Origin of the sequence: Pseudomonas asgharzadehiana (genome assembly GCF_019139815.1) — a bacterium.
In the GTDB taxonomy this organism is placed as follows: Bacteria; Pseudomonadota; Gammaproteobacteria; order Pseudomonadales; family Pseudomonadaceae; genus Aquipseudomonas; species Aquipseudomonas asgharzadehiana.
Genome location: NZ_CP077079.1, coordinates 628,149 through 645,489, shown reverse-complemented (window position 1 = coordinate 645,489; position 17,341 = coordinate 628,149). Strand labels below are relative to the sequence as shown.

Here is a 17,341-nt window from a genome sequence, read left to right as displayed (position 1 = left end):
TTTTGCGAGGCCCAGCATGAAACACTCGATCACACTCGTTTTGACGCTATTGGGTTGTGGCGGGTCGATAGCGGCCCACGCGGCATGCGACAGCTACCCCAGCGCCACGACCCATACCCTCACGCTCGCCGCGACGATCACCGTGCCGGACAATCTTCCCGTGGGCAGCCTGATTACCCGACAGCCGTTCAGCGGGACCGCACCCGGCCTGTTTATCCGCTGCCCCACCTCTACCCAGGTAACGGTCATTGGCAAATACCCCAACTTACGAGACCCGGGCACGCTCACCTATCTCACCGAAGTGCCAGGCATCGGCCTGCGCATCTTCATGAAAGACGCACGCGGAGTGACTACGGCCTTTGCCATACACAATCAAGCGGCCTTCGCGAACGAGGGAACCTGGGTAACCCTCACCAATGCGGAGGCGGCGTTCTACAAAATCGGACCGACGCCCGCCGGGGTCATGAACAGCGGTGAGATCTTCAGGTACTACTGGCATACGGAGCCGAACATGATCCTGCGGCTCGGCAACTCGGTACGTTTCGTCAGCCCCGTGGCCACCTGCGACTTGGCGGCCGGTGACGTCAACCGCACGGTTTCCCTTGACCCGGTGCAAGTCAGCGCCTTTCAACATGCGCTGTACACCGGTGCGCGCGAGTTTGAGTTAACGGCCCACTGCAGCAATGCCGCCACTGTGACCTTCAGTTTTTCCGGCACCCCCGCGCCAGGCGATGACCGGCTCTTTGCCAATACAGGCACGGCCGGCGGCGTTGCGCTATGGCTGTACTCGCGCGTGGGTGGGAGAACCCAGAATATCCTCGCGAACGGCACCGAAAACACACGCACGGTAGCGGTCTCCGGCAATCGAGCGGTGTTGCCGCTCGGCGCGGCTTATCACCGAAACGGCACGGTCAGCCAAGGTACCCTCGCCAGCACCGCTACCGTCACCATCACCTACAACTGAACCCCGAGAACGACCCATGAGCTTCCTTAAACTGCCCCTGCTGCTGGCAATCAATGTGAGCCTGGCGAGCCAAACGGTGCTCGCCGCCACCACGGGTACGCTGACCTTTGCCGGTCAGGTCAACGGTGGCACCTGTGACCTCAGCGCCGGCGACGTGAACCGCACCATCACCTTGCCGGCCATCAAAATTTCGGACTTTGACGCAAGCCCAAGTGCGGGTTCGCTTGATTTCGAGGTCTCCGCCGATTGCGAGTCGGACATACGCACGGTGGTTTTCCAATTCGCCGGCACGCCCGCGCACGAGAACCCCATTCTGTTTTCCAATACGGGCACCTCGAGCGGTACCGCGTTGTGGCTGATACACCGGGCCTCTCCCTTGTATGCCATCCCTGCCAACGGCACGGAGGCTCAGCGCAGCCGTACCGTGACCACGAGCGGTAACAAAGCTGTGCTGCCACTCAGTGCGGCCTACTATAAAACCGGCGCAGCGGTCACCCAGGGCACCCTGGCCAGCGCCGTCACCGTGTCGATTACCTACAATTGAGCACGCAAAAAAATGCCCGGACTTCACAGGCCGGGCATTTTTATATCCTGGAAAAAATCAGGACTGACTGGAGGGCGTCGGCGTAACCGGCGTTGCAGTAGGAGCCGTAGCCGCGTGCGTCGGCGCGGAGACCGAGTTGGCCGTGGAAACGGCAGGGGTGGCAGGCTTGGCCGCGACAGCCGGCTTGGGCGCTGCTGGTTTTTTCGCGGCCACAGGCTTCTTCGCGGCAGCGGGTTTTGCCGCTGGCTTGGCGGCGGCAGGTTTGGCGGCAACCGCTTTAGCCGCAGGTTTGGCGGCAGGTTTTGCAACCGCCTTGGCCGCAGGTTTTGCAGCGGCTTTAGCGGCGGGTTTCGCGGCCGGCTTGGCAGCTGGTTTAGCGGCGGGCTTGGCAGTCGCTTTTGCAGCGACTGGCTTAGCGGCCGGTTTTGCCGCAGGCTTGGCTGCCGCGGTTTTGGCCGCTGGTTTGACGGCGGCCTTCGCGGGTGCCTTGGCCGCTGGTTTGGCCGCAGCTTTTACCAGGGGTTTGGCGGCGGCTTTAGCGGCTGGCTTGGCGGCAGCCGTTTTAGCGGCAGGCTTAGCCGCGGCGGTTTTCACTGGAGCCACTTTGGCGCCGGTGAGTTTTTCGATTTGCTTGGTCAGGGTATCGACCTTACTGTGCAGCGCCTTCAGTTCCGCTTTGCTGGGAACGCCCAAGCGTGAAATGGCACTGTTAAGGCGCTTGTCCAACGCCCCTTCGAGTTCGCCCCAAGTCCCCAATACCTGTTTCTTCGCATCGCTGATGCGTGAACCGGCGGTCGCTTTAGCAGCACCCACTTGTTTACCCACTGCGCTCTTGGTCAACTTCTCGGCCTTTTCGCCGTCTTTAACCAAAGTCTCGAAGAGTTTGCTGCCGTCACTGTCGATCTTCGAGTACACGCCTAAACCAGCGAGCCAGATTTTGCGGGAATATTCTTCAACTTTCCCGACCCACGAGCTGCCTTCTTTCTGAGTAGTCTTTTTAACAGCCATCCCGATGTCTCCTTAGTGTTTACGCGCGACACGTTCGAGCAATGCCGTCAGCTCTTCGAGCTTAGCAGAGAGTGTCTCCACGTCATGTTTAGACGCAATGCCGATTCGATTCAAGGCACTTGCAACGCGAGTATCAAAAGCTTTTTCAACTTTATCCAGCTGAACTTCTACCAGACCTTTGACAACGGAGACATTACTCTTGACTTGGTCAATCTGACTGTTGGCGGCATCAAGTTGTTCAACGGCAACTTTTTTACCTTTACTTTCAACATGTTGACCACTCTTAACGAGCTCTTTGAAGTACTCGCCGCCCTCGCTGCCGACCTTGGCATAGGCACCAAGACCCGCCAGCCAGATCTTGCGTGCGTAGGTTTTAACGTCAGTCAGGGCGCCGGTTTGTACGTCGATTTTTTTCTTCAGGATAACTTTGGCCATGGTGCACCTCACGCAGGATAGGGTGGAGGAACGGCCCGCAGGAGTTGAGGGCGTGGGCACAAAGTAGGGTTAAAAATTAGAATCGGCACCCTAAGAACACGCGCTCAGGCCAATGCCTTATCCAGGGCTTTCTCGATTTCGGACTTGATAGTGCCGCTCATGGCCGACATCAACAGGCCCAGTTCCACATCGATGCGCAGAGAATCATCGGCCACTAATACTGTGCCTTTCACCCCGGAGCGCTTGAGGTTCAAGGTATCGCCAGACCACGACGGCTCCAGGCCATATTGCTCCTTGAGTTTGAGCGCCAACTTCTCGGCCTTCGCTCGCGCCCCTTCTTTACCCAGGGCATGTGCCCGCTCAACGGTTATACGGGCCATCGCGATGATTCCTCTTTATAGGGATTTGAATACCTTCGATGCGGCAAAAGGTCTCGGTGGGTAGCTATCTTACCTGCAGCCTTGCCAAGACAAAGCAGGCCTTGGGGATTATCATGTCCCGCATTCTCTTTTGGTGACAGCGATATGACTGATCAGCGCAAAGGCAGCGATGCCGAACCCACCACTCACTTCGGCTTCAAGAACGTCCCGGAAAGCCAAAAAGCGGAAAAAGTCGCTGAGGTGTTCCACTCAGTCGCCGCCAAGTACGACCTGATGAATGACGTGCTTTCCGGCGGCATGCACCGCCTGTGGAAGCGGTTCACCATCGAGTTGTCGGGCGTGCGCACTGGCAACCGCGTGCTCGACATCGCCGGCGGCACGGGCGACCTGGCGGCCAAGTTCTCCAAGCTCGTCGGCCCCACCGGCCAGGTGGTGCTGGCGGACATCAACGGTTCGATGCTCAAGGTCGGCCGCGACCGCCTGCTCGACAAAGGCGTCGCCGGCAATATCGAGTTCGTCCAGGCCGATGCCGAAAAGCTGCCGTTCCCCGACAACCATTTCGACTGCGTGACCATCGCCTTCGGCCTGCGTAACGTCACCCACAAGGAGGACGCGATCCGCTCGATGCTGCGCGTGCTCAAGCCGGGTGGGCGCCTGTTGGTGCTGGAGTTCTCCAAGCCGACCAACGCGCTGATGTCCAAGGTCTACGACACCTACTCCTTCGCGTTCATGCCGTTGATGGGCAAGCTGATCACCAATGACGCCGAGAGCTATCGCTACCTGGCCGAGTCGATCCGCATGCACCCCGACCAGGAAACCCTGAAGTCGATGATGGTAGAAGCCGGTTTTGACCGTGTGACCTACCACAACATGACTTCCGGCATCGTCGCCCTGCACCGCGGTATCAAGCCCTGATGCTGCTGCAAGGCCTGCTCGCCAGCGTCGAACACGGCCTTAACCGTGTGCTGCGCCTGGACAGTACCGCCCTGGCTCGGCTCGCGCATCTGAACGGCAAGATCATCGCCGTCGACTGCACGAGCCCCGCCTTGCAGCTGTTTATCCTGCCCAGCGATGAAGGCCTGTTGCTAGCCAGCCACTGGGCCGCCGACGCCGACTGCACCCTGCGCGCGCCGGCGTCGAGCCTGCTGCACCTGGCGCTGAGTCGCAACAAGACCGCCATCCTGCATAGCGCCGAAGTGGCACTGGAAGGCGACAGCTCGGTGCTGATGGACCTCGCCGCCGTGCTGCAAGACCTGGAGCTGGATTGGGAATACGAGCTGTCACGCTGGATCGGCCCCGTCGCCACCCACTTGATCAGCGGGCACCTGCGCAGCCGCTCGCGCTGGTACCAGCAAGGGTTCGCCAGCCTCAACCAGAACCTCGCCGAATACCTGAGCGAAGAATCGCGCACCCTGGTCGGGCAGCGGGAAGCGCAAGCGCGCTTTCGCGAACTCGACAAGGCCAAAATCGACCTGGAACGCCTTGAGGCGCGCTTCGAGCGCCTGAGCCGTTCCCTTGATCCAAGCGATAACGCATGAAGCTGCTCGCCGTCCGCCGTTTGTTTCGTATCCAGCGCGTCGTAATCCGCTACCGTCTCGATGACCTGCTGTTCGCCCTGCCCCTGCCGTGGTTCCTGCTGGCGGTGCGCTACGTGCTGCCGTGGCGCTGGTTCCCGCGCAAACAGCTGGAGCTGAGCCGTGGCGCGCGCCTGCGCCTGGCGTTGCAGGACCTGGGGCCGATCTTTATCAAGTTCGGGCAGATCCTCTCCACGCGTCGCGACCTGCTGCCCGAAGACATCGCCGATGAGCTGATGCTGCTGCAGGACCGCGTACCGCCGTTCGATTCCAAGCAGTCGATGGCGTTGATCGAGGCACAACTGGGCAAGCCGATCAGCGACGTGTTCAGCCGCTTCGATGTCGAGCCGCTGGCCTCGGCCTCGGTGGCGCAAGTGCACGCCGCGCAGCTCAAGAGCGGTGAAGAAGTGGTGGTGAAAGTGATCCGCCCCGGCCTCAAGCCGATCATCGGCCAGGACCTGGCATGGCTGTTCATCCTCGCCCGCGCCGCCGAACGTTTCAGCGCCGATGCTCGCCTGCTGCACCCGGTGGACGTGGTCGCCGACTACGAAAAAACCATCTACGACGAACTCGACCTGCTACGCGAAGCCGCCAACGCCAGCCAGCTCAAGCGCAACTTCGAAGGCTCACCGCTGCTCTACGTGCCGCAGGTGTATTGGGACTGGTGCCGCCCCAAGGTGCTGGTGATGGAGCGCATCTACGGCGTGCAGGTCACCGACCTCGCCACCCTGGCCGACCAGCGCACCGACATGAAGATGCTCGCCGAGCGCGGCGTGGAGATCTTCTTCACCCAGGTATTTCGCGACAGTTTCTTCCACGCCGACATGCACCCAGGCAACATTTTCGTCAGCACCGTCAACCCGTGGAGCCCGCAGTACATCGCGATCGACTGCGGCATCGTCGGCAGCCTCACCCCGGAAGACCAGGACTACCTGGCGCGTAACCTGTTTGCCTTCTTCAAGCGCGACTATCGCCGCGTGGCGCAGTTGCACATCGATTCCGGCTGGGTGCCGGCGGAGACCAAACTCAACGAATTCGAAGCGGCGATCCGTACGGTGTGCGAACCGATCTTCGAAAAACCGTTAAAAGATATTTCGTTCGGTCAGGTGTTGATGCGCCTGTTCCAGACCGCGCGGCGCTTCAACATGGAAGTGCAACCGCAGTTGGTCTTGCTGCAAAAAACCTTGCTCAACATCGAGGGCCTGGGCCGCCAGTTGTACCCGGATCTAGACCTGTGGAACACCGCCCAGCCGTTCCTGGAACGCTGGATGCGCGAGCGCATGAGCCCCAAGACTGTGCTGGGCAACCTGCACAGCCAGATGGAACAACTGCCCCACCTGGCCAACATGACCCGCGACCTGTTGGAGCGCATGTCCCAACCCCACGCCAAGGACCCGGAGCCGCCGTGGCGCAAGCGCAAGGACGACTGGTTCCTGCGCCTGCTCGGCGCCGCGCACCTGGTGGGCGGGGTCATGCTGGCGATTGGCGGCCCGTTGAATCAGTTGGGCCATTGGCCGGCCGGCATCATGGTCGCCGTGGGCGTTTATCTGATCGTGCGTCGATAGCCGATCCGGTTATACACTGTTGCAAATTGCCGGAGCCGAACATGAAAGACTGGCTGGACGAGATCAAATGGGACAGTGACGGCCTGGTGCCGGCCATCGCCCAGGACTACAAGACCGGGCGCGTGCTGATGATGGCCTGGATGAACCGCGAGGCCCTGAGCCTCACCGCCACTGAGCAGCGCGCCATTTACTGGTCACGTTCGCGTGGCAAACTGTGGCGCAAGGGCGAAGAGTCCGGACATGTGCAGACCCTGCATGAGATACGCCTGGACTGCGACGCCGACGTGGTAATCCTCAAGGTCGAGCAGATCGGCGGCATCGCTTGCCACACCGGCCGTCACAGCTGCTTCTATCGCGTGTTCGAGAACGGCGAGTGGAAGGTTGTAGAACCGGTGCTCAAAGACCCGCACGCCATTTATTCCGCAGGACACTGACCATGAGCGATACCCTGAACCGCGTGGCCCAGGTACTGGAAGACCGCAAAGGCGCGGACGCCGACAGCTCCTACGTCGCCAGCCTGTACCACAAGGGCCTGAACAAGATCCTGGAAAAGCTCGGCGAAGAATCCGTCGAGACCATCATTGCCGCCAAGGACGCGCAAATCAGCGGCGACTGCAGTGATGTGATCTACGAAACCGCCGACCTGTGGTTTCACAGCCTGGTCATGCTCGCCCAACTGGGGCAGCATCCGCAGGCCGTACTGGATGAACTGGACCGTCGCTTCGGCTTGTCCGGGCACGCTGAGAAGGCCTCGCGTCCGTCCGCCTGAATAATTTTTATCGAGGATTTGCAGCATGGGCATTTTTGACTGGAAACACTGGATCGTCATTCTGGTAGTGGTGGTACTGGTGTTCGGCACCAAGAAACTCAAAAACCTGGGCACCGATGTCGGCGAGTCGATCAAGGGCTTTCGTAAAGCCATGAACGACGACGAAAAACCCGCCGACCCTGCGGCCAATCCCGTACCGCCGGCCCAGCCTGCACACCCGCAGGCCAGCCAGCCGATCACCGAGCGTCGTACCTTCGACGTGCAGGCTGAGAAAGTCGAAGAGCCGACCCGCAAAGACTCGTGAGCACTGACTAATGTTTGGTATCAGCTTCTCTGAACTGCTGCTCGTCGGCCTCGTGGCCCTGCTGGTACTGGGGCCGGAACGCCTGCCCGGTGCCGCGCGCACCGCCGGCCTGTGGATCGGGCGCCTGAAACGCAGTTTCAACGCGATCAAACAGGAAGTTGAACGGGAAATCGGCGCCGACGAGATCCGCCGGCAACTGCATAACGAACATATCCTGTCGTTGGAGCAGGAGGCACGCAAGATTCTCTCGCCGGTGCAGGAGCCGGCCAAGCCGGTGGAGCCTGTGCCTGAGCAGGCCGCCCCGCACGTCGTCGACGCCACGCCAGCCGCGCCCCACCCCAACGAGCCTGCGCCGACGCCCGTTGCGTCGCCCGCCCCCCATGACCCAACATTGCCGCCGCGAGCCCCATGAGCGCTGATAAACCGGAAAACGACCAGCACATGCCGCTGGTCTCGCACCTCACCGAGCTGCGTACCCGCCTGCTGCGTTGCGTAGCGGCCATCTTCATCATCTTTGCCGGGCTGTTCGCCTTTACCCAGCAGATCTACACCTTCGTCTCCACGCCACTGCGCCAGTATCTGCCGGCCGGCGCGACGATGATCGCCACCGACGTCTCATCACCGTTCCTCACACCGTTGAAGCTGACGATGATGGTCTCGCTGTTCCTGGCGATCCCGGTGATCCTGCATCAGATCTGGGGCTTTATCGCGCCGGGCCTGTACAAGCACGAGAAACGCATTGCGGTCCCGTTGCTGGTGTCGAGCATCCTGCTGTTCTACACCGGCATGGCGTTCGCCTACTTCCTGGTGTTCCCGTTGATCTTCAAGTTCTTCGCCGCCGCCACCCCGGCCGGCGTGGAGATGATGACCGACATCACCAGCTACCTCGACTTTGTGATGACGCTGTTCTTCGCCTTTGGCGTGGCCTTCGAGATCCCGGTGGCCGTGGTGCTGCTGGTGTGGATCGGCGTGGTCAACGTGCAGTACCTGAAGAAGATCCGCCCGTATGTGATCATCGGCTGCTTCGTAGTCGGCATGATCCTGACCCCGCCGGACATTTTCTCCCAGACCCTGCTGGCCGTGCCGATGTGGATGCTGTTCGAGATCGGCATTCTGTTCAGCGGCCTGATCAGCAAGCGCGGCGAACACCCGGATGACAGACCCGCCGACGACGACCAGCCGCCAGCGACCCAGCCGTGAACCTGCTGCTACTGGAAGAGGCCGACTTTATAGCGGCCGACCGCGTGGTGCTGCGTGATCGGCGCCTGGTGCATATGCAGGAAGTCCACCGCGCCGCCGTAGGCGACAACCTGCGGGTTGGGCGCATGGGTGGCTTGATGGGCAATGCACACTTGCTGCGCCTGGAAGCCAGCGAAGCCGAGCTGCAGGTGAGCTTCGACCAGCCGCCCCCGGCCAAACTGCCGCTGACCCTGTTGCTGGCCCTGCCGCGCCCGAAAATGCTGCGTCGTGTGCTGCAAACCGTGGCGGCGATGGGCGTGCCGAAGGTGGTGCTGGTCAACAGCTACCGGGTGGAAAAAAGCTTCTGGCAAACTCCGTTTCTGGAACCCGAGGCGGTTCGCGAACAACTGATCCTCGGCCTGGAACAGGCGCGGGACACGGTGCTGCCCGAGATCATCATCGAGAAGCGCTTCAAGCCATTCGTCGAAGACCGCCTGCCGGCGATGACGCAAGGCACCCGGGGCCTGGTCGGCCACCCCGGCGACTACCCACCCTGCCCGCGTGGCCTGGATGAACCGGTCACATTGGCCATCGGCCCCGAAGGCGGCTGGATCCCCTACGAAGTCGACCTGCTGACCAAGGCCGGCCTGCAACCGGTGCAGCTCGGCGCACGCATCCTGCGGGTTGAAACCGCCGTGACCGCGTTGCTCGCCCGACTGTTCTAACCACAGCACAGATCCGATGTGGCTATAGATTCCTGCGCTCATGCCGATAACCCCTGCAATAAGTCCAAGCCGTGCTCCAGGGGAGTTTGCAACATGTACCGTGCGTTAGCCGAAAAGCTGGGTAATGTCAGCGTCAAGACCAAGCTGGGCGTGGGCTTTGGCCTGGTATTGCTGTTGACGCTGATCACGACGTTCACCGGCTGGACCGGGCTCTCCGGGGTGATCAGCCGTGGCGACAAGCTGGGTTATATCGCCAGCCTCAACGACCTGACCAAGGACCTGCGCATCGCGCGCCTGGACTTCGAAATGCGTCGCGGCGAGCAGGGCCCGACAGCGGTCAATGGCTTCCTTGGCCAACTGGAAAGCGGCTTGAAAACCGCGCGCACATTGATCGAGCAACCCGCCGACATCGTCTTGATCGACGACCAACTCGCTGCCGTCGACCAATACAAACGCGCCTTCGACGCCATGGTCCAGGCCGGGGCCAACCGCGAAAACGCCCGCAGCAAACTGGGCGACACTGCCGACAACGCGGTAATCAAGGTCGGCGAAGTGGAAAAAACCCTGTTGCAGGGCGACAGTGTCAGCCAGTTCAACAGCATCGTCGGCCTGAGCAAACTCATCCAACAGGCGCGTTTCCAAGTGCGCGGCTACACCTACAGCGGCAAGGTCGAGGCGGAACAGCCCGCGCTGGACGCCATCGACAACGCCTTGAAGAAAGCCACTGAGCTGACCGGCCAACTGCCTGAACAATTTTCGACCAACCTGCAACAGGCCGGCGTTTCGCTGCAAGCCTACCGCGCAGCGGTCAGCCAGTACCGCGACTCTCAGGTGGCGAGCGCCGCCGCACTGAAAATCATGAGCGCCCAGGGCGATGTCCTGCTGGATCGCAGCAACAAACTTACCGTTTCGCAGACCGTGGTCCGCGACAACGACGCCGCACAAGCCAAACAACTGCTGGCGCTGGCCACCACCCTGGCGCTGATCTTCGGCCTGGTTGCCGCATGGGCCATCACCCGCCAGATCATCATTCCGCTGAACCAGACCCTGCAAGTGGCCGAACGCGTCGCCTCGGGCGACCTGAGCCACAACCTGAACTCGCTGCGCCAGGACGAACTGGGCCAACTGCAACGGGCCATGCAAAGCATGACCCTGGGCCTGCGGGAACTGATCGGTGGTATCAGCGATGGCGTCACCCAGATCGCCAGCGCCGCCGAGCAGCTGTCGTCCGTGACCGAACAGACCAGCGCCGGGGTCAACAGCCAGAAGATCGAGACCGATCAGGTCGCCACCGCCATGAACGAAATGGCTGCGACCGTACAGGAAGTGGCACGCAACGCCGAAGAGGCCTCGGAAGCCGCCGTCGCGGCGGACCAGCAGGCTCGCGAGGGCGACAAAGTGGTCGGCGAAGCCATCGCCCAGATCGAGCGCCTGGCCACTGAAGTCGGTAATTCCACGGTTGCCATGGCCGACCTGAAGCAGGAAAGCGACAAGATCGGCAGCGTACTCGACGTGATCAAATCCGTGGCCCAGCAAACCAACCTGCTGGCCCTCAACGCGGCCATCGAAGCCGCGCGAGCCGGTGAAGCCGGGCGCGGTTTCGCCGTAGTGGCCGACGAAGTACGCAGCCTGGCCCAGCGTACCCAGAAGTCCACCGAAGAGATCGAAGAGCTGATTGTCGGCCTGCAGAGCGGCACCCAGCAGGTGGCGACCATCATGGACAACAGCCGCAGCCTCACCGACAGTAGCGTCGAGTTGACCCGCCGCGCCGGCAGCGCCCTGGAAAACATCACCCGTACCGTCTCGACCATCCAGGCGATGAACTCGCAGATCGCCACCGCCGCCGAACAGCAAAGCGCCGTGGCGGAAGAGATCAACCGGAGCGTGCTGAACGTGCGCGATGTGTCGGAACAAACCTCGTCGGCCAGCGAAGAGACCGCCGCATCCAGCGCCGAACTGGCGCGCCTGGGTGTCTACCTGCAAACCCTGGTCGGTCGCTTCCGCATCTGACCGACGCTGCGCGGCGGCCGATCAAGGCCGCCGCACATTGCGAAAGTTCCTACGCAGTTATCAGCCCGCGATCACCCCGAATCGATTTAGCGTTTCTGCTCGAAGCGCTTTTTCAGATTAGGAGGTGCAGCATGTTTGCTCGACTGACCCGCTTACTGGCCAACGCCAGCATTCGTCTCAAACTCGCCCTGGGCTTTGGCCAAGTGCTGATGCTGAGCCTGATCATCGCCATGACCGGCTGGCAGGCCCTCAATGCTGTGCTTGCTCGATCAGCCAAGCTCTCGACGCTGGGGCAGCTGGCGGTTGCGGCCGAAACCATGCGTGCCGACTGCATTGTGTATCGCACCCTGACGGACACCAGCAGCCTGGGAAAAATCGGCGTAGAGATTGAAAAGATCGAACAGCATCTGGCCGTCCTCTCAAGCCGCATGGGAGACCCGGCCGACCAGCAACGCCTGGAGCAAGCCACCCGTTTGGTGACGGGTTTCAAAGCGGCTCTTGCCGAGTTGCCGACTTTGATCGAACGTCGTGAGCGCGCGCGCAGCCCCCTGCAAAACAGTGCGCTTCAGGCCAGCGACACCCTGGCCCAGTTCGCCAGTGACCTGCCCGACCAGGAAGACCAGAAAGCCCTGGATGCGATCGAAGACCTGCGCCAAGCGATGGCACTTGCCGACGACGGCACGCAAAAACCCGCGTGGGCGGCCGAGTCACTGCAAGCCTATGCCGAAGCCGTCGGCAAGGCGCTCGACGCCCTGGAGGTCGCACAGTCGGCCGTCATGGACCTGCCCGTCGATTCCGCCCAGCTCAAAGCCGACCTGGCGACCTACCGCGAGCAATTGGTGGCGCTCAAAGACGCTCAGTTCAACACCGAGACGATGCAAAACCGACTCGAACAGCACGTCGACCAGTTGCTGGAGCAAAGCGACCTACTGAGTCAGGCGCAAATCTTCAAACGTGACCGCGAGGCCAGCCAAACGCGCACTCTGCTGATCAGTGTCACCCTCGCCTGCGTAGTGCTCGGCGCCCTGACCGCCGGGTGGATCGGCCGCCAGATTGCGCTGCCGTTGCGCCAGGTGCTGGCGGTTGCCGGCCGTATCGCCAAGGGCGATCTCAGCCATGACGTGAAGGTGGAACGTCGGGATGAGGTGGGCCAGTTGCAACACAGCATCAGCCTGATGACGCGCAATTTGCGCGACCTGATCAGCGGCATCGGGGACAGCGCTGGGCAAATCGCCAGTGCCGCCGGGCAACTCACGGCCGTGACCGAACAGACCCGCGACGGGGCCAACAACCAGAAAGACGAAACCGATCAGGTCGCCACGGCCATGAATGAAATGCTCGCCACCGCCCACGAAGTCGCCCGGCACGCCGAACAAGCGTCGTTGGCGGCGAATGAGGCAGACCAGCAGGCCAGCGCCGCAGACAAGGTGGTCGCATTGGCCATTGAACAGATTGGTAACCTGGCCAGCGAAATGACCCTGTCGGGCCGGGCCATGCTGACGCTGCAGCAAGAGAGCAAAAAAATCGGCAGCGTGCTGGACGTGATCAAATCCGTGTCCCAGCAGACCAACTTGCTGGCGCTGAACGCCGCCATTGAAGCCGCACGCGCAGGCAGCGCCGGCGAAGGCTTTGCCGTGGTGGCCGACGAAGTGCGCAGCCTGGCCCAGCGCACTCAGGAGTCAGCCGAAGAAATCGAGGCGTTGATTCTGGGCCTGAATAAAGGCACCCAACAGGTGGCAGACATCATGGACAGCAGCGGCAACCTGACCGACTACAGCGTCAGCCTGACCCGCGACGCCGGCGAGGCGCTGGCGGCCATTACTCGCACGGTGTCGGTCATCCAGGAAATGAACCCGCAGATCGCCGCCGCCGCCGAACAGCAGAGCGCCGTGGTCGAAGAGATCAATCGCAGCGTGTTGAAGGTACGGGATGTGTCTGAACAAACCGCCGCCGCCAGTGAGGAGACGGCGGCGGCCAGTGTTCAACTGACAAGGCTGAGCCTGGATCTACAAACGCTGGTCGGTAAATTCAGGCTATGAGGTTTACCCCATGACCCCTTACTCAGGACCTTGGTGTTACAGGACCTGACGCAGGAACGCCTGGGCACGCGGGTCTTTCGGGCTGTCGAAGAATTCGGCCGGGGCGGCGTCTTCCAGCAACTTGCCATGGTCGAAGAACAGCACCCGGTCGGCCACTTCACGGGCAAAGCCCATTTCGTGGGTGACGCACACCATGGTCATGCCTTCCAGGGCCAGGGTCTTCATCACGTCGAGTACTTCGCCGACCATTTCCGGGTCGAGGGCCGAGGTGGGCTCGTCGAACAGCATCACCTTGGGCTCCATCGCCAGGGCGCGGGCAATCGCCACACGCTGTTGCTGGCCGCCGGACAGCCGCGAGGGGAACTCGTTGGCCTTCTGCGCAATGCCGACTTTTTCCAGCAGCGCCAGGGCCTTGGTTTCGCGCTCTTTCTTGCCGCGCTTGCGCACCACTTTTTGCGCCAGGCACAGGTTTTCCAGCACGGTCATATGGGGGAACAGGTTGAAGTGCTGGAACACCATGCCGACTTCGCGGCGATAGGCGTTCACGTCGGTTTTCGGATCAGCCAGTTGCAGACCGTCGATGCTCACCGAGCCGGAGTCGAACTCCTCCAGGCCATTGAGGCAGCGCAGGAACGTGGATTTACCCGAGCCGGACGGCCCGATCACCACCAGCACCTCACCCTTGGCCACCTGAGTGGTGACGTGGTCCACCGCGCGCACCACCTGGCCACGGGTGTCGAAGACTTTTACCAGATCGCGGACTTCAATCACTTTGGGCGAGCCTCCGCTCAAGCCGGCTGGCCATTTTCGACAGCGGCAGGTTGATCAGCAGGTACAGGCCTGCAACGCAGAACAGGATTTCAAACGGCGAGAACGAGGTGGTGATCACCTCGCGGCCGCTCTTGAGCAATTCGGTAATTGCGATCACCGACACCAGCGAGGTGTCTTTCACCAGGCTGATAAATTGCCCGGCCAGGGGCGGCAGCACGCGCTTGAATGCCTGCGGCAGCACCACATGGCGCATCGACTGGCCGGCACTCAGGCCCAGGGAACGCGCGGCTTCGTTCTGGCCACGGGTGATGGACTGCACGCCGGCGCGGACGATTTCCGCCACGTAGGCGCCGGTGAACAGCGACAGCGCGGCGATCCCGGCGAATTCCCGGGACAGGTTGAGCACCGTGCCGATAAAGAAATAGAAAATGAAGATCTGCACCAATAACGGCGTGCCGCGCACAAGTTCGACGTAGATTGTCGACAGATCGCGCAGGGTCGGGTTGCTGGACAGCCGGCACAGCCCGGTGGCCAGGCCAATAGCCAGGCCCAGGACGCCGGACACCACCGACAGCCACAGCGTGGTCCACAAGCCCCACATCAGCGGGCCCAATGCCCAATGGCGGTTCACACCGATGACATCGCCCTCGGCCACGTCATCGCCGCGCGCCACTTGCAGGCTGTTGTCGGCAACCATCACTCGTTGTTCGGTACCGGCGTCGTTGCGCAGGGTCACTTCGGCAACGTCGCCTTTGCGGACCAACTCGATGACGGTGGAGATATCCGCCGCCCGCTGAGCCTCTTCGGCCTGATAGGCAAAGTACTGCGGCACACGGTTCCAGCGCCATTCGTAGGACATCAGCGAGGTGGCGTAATACAAGGCGCCCGCCAGGCCAACCAGCACGACCACGGTCAGCAGGTGCCAGGGCCATTGGGCTTTTTTCTGTTTCATTTCAGGTTCCGGGATTGGTGTCGCCTGTGAGGCCGCTTGCGCGAGCAAGCCCGCTCCCACACTTGACCGAGTTCCAACATGAGAATGCGGTCGAATGTGAGAGCGGGCTTGCTCGCGAAGGGCGCGCCTCGGTCTAAAGCCTTATTCCATGTCCTTGAGCCACTCGGAGCTTTTGAACCACTTGTCATGGATGCGATCGTAGGTGCCGTCATTCTTGATCTGGTGCAGGAAGTTATTGATGAAGTTGACGCTGTCGTAGTCGCCCTTCTTCAGGCCAAAGGCCAATGGCTCAAACGTGAAGGGTTCGTCGAGGAACACCAGCTTGCCGTTACCCACCTTCTTCTCGGCCACCACGTTGTACGGTGCGTCGTAGACAAACGCGTCAGCCTTGCCGTTGACCACGTCCAGCACGCCTTCCTGCTCATTGTCATAGCCGTGGTACTTGGCTTTGGCGATCAACTTCTTGGCGACCATCTCACCGGTGGTGCCCAGCTTGGAGGTCAGGCGGTATTTCTCGTCGTTGAGGTCTTTGTAGGACTTGATGGTGCCTTCCAACTCTTTGCGGATCAGCAGGGTCTGGCCGACCACGATGAAGGGTTCGCTGAAATTCAGGCGCAGGTTGCGTTCCTGGGTCAGGGTCATGCCGCTGCCGATCATGTCGAACTTGCCGGTCAGGAAGGCCGGGATGATGCCGTCATAACCGGTGGACACCAGCTCCAGCTTGACGCCCATGGACTTGGCCATGGCCTTGAGGATGTCGACTTCAAAACCGATGATGTCACCGCGCTTGTCTGTCATTTCGAACGGCATGTAGGTCGGGTCCATGCCGACTTTCAATGTGCCGCGTTTGACCGCATCGTCGATGGCACCGGCCTGCGCCGCGTTGACCGCCATCAGCGCGGTGATGCCTAGCAGCAGCATCGAAAGATACTTTTTCATCATCAAATCCCCTGAACGTTTCTTATAAGATCGGCGCGCAAAAGGGCCGCACCCAGTCGGGGTGCGATGCTAACCCACTCGCTGTCTGCCACAAAGGTTTCACGGGTAATTGTTGTCGGCATATGTCGCAAAAGCCCCACAAGGGTGCAGCCAAGCGCACGAGGTAGACACCTGCCCGTATCGCGTCGGTATCGGACGGTTATGTAAGCAGTTATGACTTCGAGTCGATTTCGCCGAGCCAGGCGGTGTCCTTGAACCACTTGTCATGCAGCCGATCGTAGGTGCCGTCCTGGGCCACTTGGTTGAGGAAATGGTTGATCCAGTTGAGGCTGTCGAAATCACCTTTTTTCACGCCAAACGCCAAGGGTTCGAAGGTGAAAGGTTGCTCCAGTAAAAGCAGCGCGCTGTTTTCCGGGCGGCTCAGGGCGATCAGGTTGTAGGGCGCATCGTGAACAAACGCATCAGCCGCACCGATCACAACCTGGCGCACGCCTTCTTCCGGCGTCGCAAAGCTGCTCACCCGCGCCGCGCCCAGAAAGCGCTGCGCCGCGGACTCGCCGGTGGTGCCTTCGGTGGCAGCGATCCGGTAGCTGGCATCGTCGAGGTCTTCAACACTGGCAACTTTGCCGAGCAGGCCGGGGCGCAACAGCACGGTCTGGCCCACCACGATGAAGGAGTCACTGAAGTTCAGCGCCAGGTTGCGCTCCTGGGTAACCGTCATGCCGCTGCCGATCAGGTCGAAGTGCTTGGCCTGCAGGCCCTTTATCAGCTCGGTGTAGGGCACCGAGACCAGTTCCAGCTCCACGCCAAGGGCCTGGCTCATCACCTTGAGCAGGTCGATTTCAAAGCCGACGATGCGCCCCTGCTTATCGGTCATTTCGAAGGGGACATAGGTGGGTGTGGTGCCCACTTTGAGCACCCCGCGCCGCACCGCGTCATCGATGGCACCGGCCAGCGCCTGGCCAGTGTGAATTAATGCAACAGCGCCAAGCAGCAAGGCCGAACAATACCTTTTGATCATGGATCCCCCTGTGACCGAGTCAATTTTGGGGGGCGATCCTACCCCAGCCGCACGCAGGCAAATACGCCTCGAACGAGGGTCTTTTGTTTCGAAATAACAGAGGGTCAGAACGACAAAGAAGAGACGCAAAACGCTGTAGGACCAGCGTTTGAAACACCCCCG

General features: G+C 61.2%; 20 protein-coding genes and 1 pseudogene. 14 read left to right on the top strand and 7 right to left on the bottom strand.

Going from position 1 to position 17,341, the window contains the following annotated elements; translation table 11 throughout:
* Window positions 1–16 precede the first annotated feature (16 nt).
* Window positions 17–964, top strand: a complete 948-nt coding sequence (locus KSS96_RS02890) for a fimbrial protein (RefSeq protein WP_065879494.1) — start codon at window positions 17–19, stop codon at window positions 962–964.
* Between the two features lie 16 nt (window positions 965–980).
* Window positions 981–1,508 (top strand): fimbrial protein, encoded by a 528-nt coding sequence (locus KSS96_RS02885; RefSeq protein WP_065879495.1) that lies wholly within the window; start codon window positions 981–983, stop codon window positions 1,506–1,508.
* Window positions 1,509–1,565: 57 nt separating this feature from the next.
* On the opposite strand, the gene KSS96_RS02880 is transcribed toward KSS96_RS02885, so the two are convergent.
* The 3 genes from KSS96_RS02880 to KSS96_RS02870 form a co-directional block, all read right to left on the bottom strand.
* Entirely contained in the window at window positions 1,566–2,516 is a 951-nt protein-coding gene (locus tag KSS96_RS02880; protein ID WP_116078961.1) for a phasin family protein, read from the bottom strand.
* Window positions 2,517–2,528: 12 nt separating this feature from the next.
* Window positions 2,529–2,951, bottom strand: a complete 423-nt coding sequence (locus KSS96_RS02875) for a phasin family protein (protein ID WP_017526545.1) — start codon at window positions 2,949–2,951, stop codon at window positions 2,529–2,531.
* A 104-nt stretch (window positions 2,952–3,055) separates the two neighbouring features.
* Window positions 3,056–3,331: a polyhydroxyalkanoic acid system family protein gene (locus tag KSS96_RS02870; RefSeq protein WP_017526546.1), complete on the bottom strand. Its 276-nt coding sequence runs from the start codon at window positions 3,329–3,331 to the stop codon at window positions 3,056–3,058.
* Window positions 3,332–3,475: 144 nt separating this feature from the next.
* Between KSS96_RS02870 and ubiE the strand changes: the two genes are divergently transcribed.
* The 12 genes and pseudogenes from ubiE to KSS96_RS02815 all read left to right on the top strand — a co-directional run bounded on the left by ubiE (window position 3,476) and on the right by KSS96_RS02815 (window position 13,496).
* Complete coding sequence (gene ubiE / locus KSS96_RS02865) at window positions 3,476–4,246, top strand: bifunctional demethylmenaquinone methyltransferase/2-methoxy-6-polyprenyl-1,4-benzoquinol methylase UbiE (RefSeq protein ID WP_003171186.1); 771 nt, start codon at window positions 3,476–3,478, stop codon at window positions 4,244–4,246.
* Window positions 4,246–4,869 (top strand): ubiquinone biosynthesis accessory factor UbiJ, encoded by a 624-nt coding sequence (locus KSS96_RS02860; protein WP_017526548.1) that lies wholly within the window; start codon window positions 4,246–4,248, stop codon window positions 4,867–4,869. Before ubiE ends, KSS96_RS02860 begins: the two co-directional genes overlap by 1 nt.
* Window positions 4,866–6,470 carry a ubiquinone biosynthesis regulatory protein kinase UbiB gene (ubiB, locus tag KSS96_RS02855; protein ID WP_017526549.1) on the top strand — a complete coding sequence of 535 codons (1,605 nt, stop codon included), beginning with the start codon at window positions 4,866–4,868 and terminating at the stop codon, window positions 6,468–6,470. The genes KSS96_RS02860 and ubiB overlap by 4 nt, the downstream gene beginning before the upstream one ends.
* Before the next feature lie 41 nt (window positions 6,471–6,511).
* Window positions 6,512–6,904 (top strand): phosphoribosyl-AMP cyclohydrolase, encoded by a 393-nt coding sequence (gene hisI, locus KSS96_RS02850; protein WP_017526550.1) that lies wholly within the window; start codon window positions 6,512–6,514, stop codon window positions 6,902–6,904.
* Window positions 6,905–6,906: 2 nt separating this feature from the next.
* On the top strand, window positions 6,907–7,239 hold the full coding sequence (locus KSS96_RS02845; RefSeq protein WP_003209299.1) for a phosphoribosyl-ATP diphosphatase: 333 nt from the start codon (window positions 6,907–6,909) through the stop codon (window positions 7,237–7,239).
* A gap of 25 nt (window positions 7,240–7,264) precedes the next feature.
* On the top strand, window positions 7,265–7,543 hold the full coding sequence (locus KSS96_RS02840) for a twin-arginine translocase TatA/TatE family subunit (protein ID WP_017526551.1): 279 nt from the start codon (window positions 7,265–7,267) through the stop codon (window positions 7,541–7,543).
* 10 nt (window positions 7,544–7,553) lie between these two features.
* Window positions 7,554–7,955 (top strand): Sec-independent protein translocase protein TatB, encoded by a 402-nt coding sequence (gene tatB / locus KSS96_RS02835; RefSeq protein ID WP_017526552.1) that lies wholly within the window; start codon window positions 7,554–7,556, stop codon window positions 7,953–7,955.
* Window positions 7,952–8,743, top strand: a complete 792-nt coding sequence (gene tatC, locus KSS96_RS02830; RefSeq protein ID WP_017526553.1) for a twin-arginine translocase subunit TatC — start codon at window positions 7,952–7,954, stop codon at window positions 8,741–8,743. The genes tatB and tatC overlap by 4 nt, the downstream gene beginning before the upstream one ends.
* Complete coding sequence (locus KSS96_RS02825) at window positions 8,740–9,447, top strand: 16S rRNA (uracil(1498)-N(3))-methyltransferase (protein ID WP_017526554.1); 708 nt, start codon at window positions 8,740–8,742, stop codon at window positions 9,445–9,447. Before tatC ends, KSS96_RS02825 begins: the two co-directional genes overlap by 4 nt.
* 93 nt (window positions 9,448–9,540) lie before the next feature.
* A pseudogene (locus KSS96_RS28205) lies at window positions 9,541–10,599 on the top strand (methyl-accepting chemotaxis protein); the annotation flags it as partial.
* On the top strand, window positions 10,585–11,457 hold the full coding sequence (locus KSS96_RS28200; RefSeq protein WP_439653351.1) for a methyl-accepting chemotaxis protein: 873 nt from the start codon (window positions 10,585–10,587) through the stop codon (window positions 11,455–11,457). The pseudogene KSS96_RS28205 and the gene KSS96_RS28200, both read left to right, overlap by 15 nt.
* Before the next feature lie 131 nt (window positions 11,458–11,588).
* Window positions 11,589–13,496, top strand: coding sequence for a methyl-accepting chemotaxis protein (locus KSS96_RS02815; RefSeq protein ID WP_065879498.1), 1,908 nt, complete (start codon window positions 11,589–11,591; stop codon window positions 13,494–13,496).
* A gap of 36 nt (window positions 13,497–13,532) precedes the next feature.
* On the opposite strand, the gene KSS96_RS02810 is transcribed toward KSS96_RS02815, so the two are convergent.
* The 4 genes from KSS96_RS02810 to KSS96_RS02795 form a co-directional block, all read right to left on the bottom strand.
* Window positions 13,533–14,267, bottom strand: coding sequence for an amino acid ABC transporter ATP-binding protein (locus KSS96_RS02810; RefSeq protein ID WP_017526557.1), 735 nt, complete (start codon window positions 14,265–14,267; stop codon window positions 13,533–13,535).
* Complete coding sequence (locus KSS96_RS02805) at window positions 14,260–15,219, bottom strand: amino acid ABC transporter permease (RefSeq protein ID WP_017526558.1); 960 nt, start codon at window positions 15,217–15,219, stop codon at window positions 14,260–14,262. The genes KSS96_RS02810 and KSS96_RS02805 overlap by 8 nt, the downstream gene beginning before the upstream one ends.
* A 141-nt stretch (window positions 15,220–15,360) precedes the next feature.
* Complete coding sequence (locus KSS96_RS02800; RefSeq protein WP_065879499.1) at window positions 15,361–16,158, bottom strand: transporter substrate-binding domain-containing protein; 798 nt, start codon at window positions 16,156–16,158, stop codon at window positions 15,361–15,363.
* A gap of 211 nt (window positions 16,159–16,369) precedes the next feature.
* The gene (locus KSS96_RS02795; protein WP_065879500.1) at window positions 16,370–17,179 is read right to left on the bottom strand and encodes a transporter substrate-binding domain-containing protein; all 810 of its coding nucleotides are present in this window, start codon (window positions 17,177–17,179) and stop codon (window positions 16,370–16,372) included.
* Window positions 17,180–17,341: the final 162 nt, after the last annotated feature.

Excerpts from the sequence above, each read along its gene's own strand:
- KSS96_RS02890 (WP_065879494.1), top strand. The coding sequence starts at position 17 with ATGAAACACTCGATCACACTCGTTTTGACGCTATTGGGTTGTGGCGGG.
- KSS96_RS02885 (WP_065879495.1), top strand. The coding sequence starts at position 981 with ATGAGCTTCCTTAAACTGCCCCTGCTGCTGGCAATCAATGTGAGCCTG.
- KSS96_RS02880 (WP_116078961.1), bottom strand. The coding sequence starts at position 2,516 with ATGGCTGTTAAAAAGACTACTCAGAAAGAAGGCAGCTCGTGGGTCGGG.
- KSS96_RS02875 (WP_017526545.1), bottom strand. The coding sequence starts at position 2,951 with ATGGCCAAAGTTATCCTGAAGAAAAAAATCGACGTACAAACCGGCGCC.
- KSS96_RS02870 (WP_017526546.1), bottom strand. The coding sequence starts at position 3,331 with ATGGCCCGTATAACCGTTGAGCGGGCACATGCCCTGGGTAAAGAAGGG.
- ubiE (WP_003171186.1), top strand. The coding sequence starts at position 3,476 with ATGACTGATCAGCGCAAAGGCAGCGATGCCGAACCCACCACTCACTTC.
- KSS96_RS02860 (WP_017526548.1), top strand. The coding sequence starts at position 4,246 with ATGCTGCTGCAAGGCCTGCTCGCCAGCGTCGAACACGGCCTTAACCGT.
- ubiB (WP_017526549.1), top strand. The coding sequence starts at position 4,866 with ATGAAGCTGCTCGCCGTCCGCCGTTTGTTTCGTATCCAGCGCGTCGTA.
- hisI (WP_017526550.1), top strand. The coding sequence starts at position 6,512 with ATGAAAGACTGGCTGGACGAGATCAAATGGGACAGTGACGGCCTGGTG.
- KSS96_RS02845 (WP_003209299.1), top strand. The coding sequence starts at position 6,907 with ATGAGCGATACCCTGAACCGCGTGGCCCAGGTACTGGAAGACCGCAAA.
- KSS96_RS02840 (WP_017526551.1), top strand. The coding sequence starts at position 7,265 with ATGGGCATTTTTGACTGGAAACACTGGATCGTCATTCTGGTAGTGGTG.
- tatB (WP_017526552.1), top strand. The coding sequence starts at position 7,554 with ATGTTTGGTATCAGCTTCTCTGAACTGCTGCTCGTCGGCCTCGTGGCC.
- tatC (WP_017526553.1), top strand. The coding sequence starts at position 7,952 with ATGAGCGCTGATAAACCGGAAAACGACCAGCACATGCCGCTGGTCTCG.
- KSS96_RS28200 (WP_439653351.1), top strand. The coding sequence starts at position 10,585 with ATGCAAAGCATGACCCTGGGCCTGCGGGAACTGATCGGTGGTATCAGC.
- KSS96_RS02815 (WP_065879498.1), top strand. The coding sequence starts at position 11,589 with ATGTTTGCTCGACTGACCCGCTTACTGGCCAACGCCAGCATTCGTCTC.
- KSS96_RS02805 (WP_017526558.1), bottom strand. The coding sequence starts at position 15,219 with ATGAAACAGAAAAAAGCCCAATGGCCCTGGCACCTGCTGACCGTGGTC.
- KSS96_RS02800 (WP_065879499.1), bottom strand. The coding sequence starts at position 16,158 with ATGAAAAAGTATCTTTCGATGCTGCTGCTAGGCATCACCGCGCTGATG.
- KSS96_RS02795 (WP_065879500.1), bottom strand. The coding sequence starts at position 17,179 with ATGATCAAAAGGTATTGTTCGGCCTTGCTGCTTGGCGCTGTTGCATTA.